This is a genomic window from Frankia tisae (assembly GCF_025403405.1).
GTDB classification, from domain to species: domain Bacteria; phylum Actinomycetota; class Actinomycetes; order Frankiales; family Frankiaceae; genus Frankia; species Frankia tisai.
On sequence record NZ_JANEZT010000520.1, the window covers coordinates 1 to 3,435 of the forward strand.

Genomic DNA, 3,435 nt, shown 5'->3' on the forward strand with positions numbered 1-3,435 from the left:
CGCCCGATCCCACCCCACCGCACCCCGGATGTTCGCTCTGGGCGAGCAACCTCGGGAACAATGATGGACTGAGGGGACTTCAGTCCAGGTGACTCAACTTCCTCACGTGAGGGTGAACCACATGCCACAGATCCGGGTGTTGCCCGTCCTGCCGCTCGACGATGCCGTTGTCCTCCCCGGCATGGTCGTCTCCCTCGACATGTCCGACGAGCAGACCCGAGCCGCCGTGGACGCCGCCCGTGCCGGCGGGTCAACCGGCTCCCCGGACGCCCGCGCGCCGGGGGTCTCCAGCCGCGCCGCCGGCCGGCCGGCCGAGGTGCTGCTCGTTCCCCGCGTCGACGGCGAGCTCGCCGAGGTCGCCACGGTCGGGGTGATCGAGCAGGTCGGCCGGCTGCCACGCGGCGGCTCGGCGGCGGTCGTGCGTGGCACGGCGCGGGCCCACGTCGGCGGCGTGCGGCCTGCCCCGGCCGGCCACGGCACCGGCGCGAGCACCGCCGGCAATGCCACTGCCGGCGATGGTGTCGATGCCGGCGATGGTGGGAGCGGTGCGGGCGTGCAGTGGGTGGACGCGGTCGTCGCCGACGACGATGCAGCCACTCCGTTCGGCGCGCTCGACGACCCGGCCGGCACCCGCGCCGACTCCCCAGCCGACGAGGCCGCCCGGGTGGACAAGCTCGCCAAGGAGTACCGAGCGCTGGTCACGGACCTGCTGCGCCAACGCGGCGCCTGGCAGATCGTCGACTCGGTGGCCGCGATCACCGACCCCGCCACGCTCGCCGACACGGCCGGCTACAGCTCCTACCTGACGACCGCGCAGAAGATCGAGCTGCTCGGCACGCCGGCGGTCGGCACCCGCCTGGAGCGGCTGCTGACCTGGACGAAGGAGCACCTGGCCGAGCTGGGCGTCGCCGAGACGATCCGCCGCGACGTCCAGGAGGGCATGGACCGCCAGCAGCGCGAGTTCCTCCTGCGCCGCCAGCTCGAGGCCGTCCGCAAGGAGCTGGCCGAGCTGAACGGCCCGGACGGCGCCGCCGACGGAGCGAGCGGCTCCGAGCCGGCTGCCTACCGGGCCCGGGTCGAGGCCGCGGACCTGCCCGAGAAGGTGCGGGCGGCGGCGCTCAAGGAGGTCGACAAGCTGGAGCGCACGGCCGAGTCCTCGCCCGAGGGCGGCTGGATCCGCACCTGGCTCGACACCGTCCTCGACCTGCCGTGGAACGTCCGCGCCGAGGATTCCTACGACATCACCGCGGCCCGCGCCGTGCTCGACGCCGACCATGCCGGGCTCGACGACGTCAAGGACCGGGTCATCGAGCATCTGGCGGTGCGCCGGCGGCGTGCGGACGCCGGCCTGGGGGTCGTCGGCGGTCGGCGTGGCGGCGCGGTGCTGGCGCTGGCCGGCCCGCCCGGTGTCGGCAAGACGTCGCTCGGCGAGTCGATCGCGAAGGCCATGGGCCGCTCGTTCGTCCGGGTGGCGCTCGGCGGCGTGCGCGACGAGGCCGAGATCCGCGGCCACCGGCGCACCTACGTCGGGGCGCTGCCGGGTCGCATCGTGCGGGCGATCCGCGAGGCCGGGTCGATGAACCCGGTGGTGCTGCTGGACGAGGTCGACAAGCTCGGCGCGGACTATCGCGGTGACCCGACGGCGGCGCTGCTGGAGGTGCTCGATCCCGAGCAGAACCACACCTTCCGCGACCACTACCTCGAGGTGGAGCTGGACCTGTCCGACGTGCTGTTCCTGGCCACGGCGAACGTGTTGGAGGCCATCCCGGCGCCGCTGCTGGACCGGATGGAACTCATCCGGCTCGACGGCTACACCGAGGACGAGAAGGTCGTCATCGCCCGCGACCATCTGCTGCGCCGCCAGCTCGACCGGGCGGGGCTCGCCGAGGGCGACGTCACCGTCGGCGACGACGCCCTGCACGCGCTGGCCGCGGAGTACACCCGCGAGGCCGGCGTGCGCGACCTGGAACGCTCGATCGCCCGGCTGCTGCGCAAGGTCGTCGCCCGGGTGGCGCTCGGCGAGGCCACGCTGCCGGCCGCGATCGACGCCGGGAACCTGACCGGCTACCTCGGCCGGCCCAGGCACACCCCGGAGTCGGCGGAGCGCACGGCCCTGCCCGGGGTCGCGACAGGTCTGGCGGTCACGGGTGCCGGCGGCGACGTGCTGTTCGTCGAGGCGTCCCTGGCCGACCCGGAGACGGGTGGTGCGGGTATCACGCTGACCGGCCAGCTCGGCGACGTGATGAAGGAGTCGGCGCAGATCGCCCTGTCCTACCTGCGCTCGCACGGGGTGGAGCTGGAGCTGCCCGTCGGCGACCTCGCCGACCGCGGCGTCCACGTGCACGTCCCCGCGGGAGCCGTGCCGAAGGACGGGCCCAGCGCCGGGGTGACGATGACGACGGCGCTCGCGTCGCTGCTGTCCGGCCGGCCGGTCCGGGCGGATGTGGCGATGACCGGCGAGGTGTCGCTGACCGGGCGGGTGCTGCCGATCGGCGGGGTGAAGCAGAAGCTGCTCGCCGCGCACCGGGCCGGCCTCACCACCGTGCTGCTGCCCCAGCGCAACGGGCCGGACCTCGACGACGTGCCCGCCCCGGTGCGCGACGCACTCACCGTTCACCTGGTGACCGACGTCCGGGAGGTGCTGAACCTGGCGCTCGAGCCCGCCTTCGACGCCAACCGCCACGGCCGGCCGTCGGGGCGTGCCGGGCAGTCCCCCGCGGCCCTGGCCGCCTGATCCCGAGCTGGCCCTACAGTGGTCCGGCCGGTGCCCCCGGGCGCCGGCCGGACAGCGGGCGGACGCCCGTCGTGAGCTGGGCGGATAGTCCTAAAGCGGGCCGGCGTGCCCGGACTGGTCCGTGTGCGGCCCGCAAGCGACACGCCGTGGACAAGGTAAACACCATGTGACGTGGCAGGCGCTCGCCCTCGATCGCGGCTACGGTCGGAGCGTGGATAGTGGCCGCTGTCTTCGGCAGGAGCGCATCGCACAGCAGCGCATCCTGGGGTTCCAACGACAAGGGGTGCGGCAGCGACCGCGCGACAACCGCGGCCAGGCACGCCCGCCGAGCAGACCGCCCGGGCGGCGGCGCACCCGCTGACAGCGCCCGCCCGGCGCCCCCTCTTCGCGGAGCACCGTCCGCGGCCCATCGCCCGCCGCCCGCCGAGCAGACCGCCAGGCCCACGTTCGCCCGCCCGAGGCAAGGGCCGCTAGTAGGCGCCGCAAACCGGCCCATTAGAGTAATCGGATCCCCCATGGGCCTGCGTGGCGGAGGGACCCGGACAACGTGGACGCCCTCAGACGAGGTTGGATCGGCTTGGCGCTGTTCTTCGCCGCGCTGATACTCATGCCGATTCTGGTCTTCGGGTACAACAAGAACCAGCCCGTGCCGCACCCGGTGGCCACGGCCACCCTCACCGCCACCGATCGTCTCCTCGCCC

At 74.0% G+C, this 3,435-nt stretch carries 1 protein-coding gene; it reads left to right on the top strand.

Features of this window, described 5'->3' with window-relative positions; genetic code table 11:
* The first annotated feature begins 121 nt into the window (after positions 1-121).
* Positions 122-2,734 carry an endopeptidase La gene (gene lon / locus NBZ85_RS29145; protein ID WP_261563162.1) on the top strand — a complete coding sequence of 871 codons (2,613 nt, stop codon included), beginning with the start codon at positions 122-124 and terminating at the stop codon, positions 2,732-2,734.
* Positions 2,735-3,435: the final 701 nt, after the last annotated feature.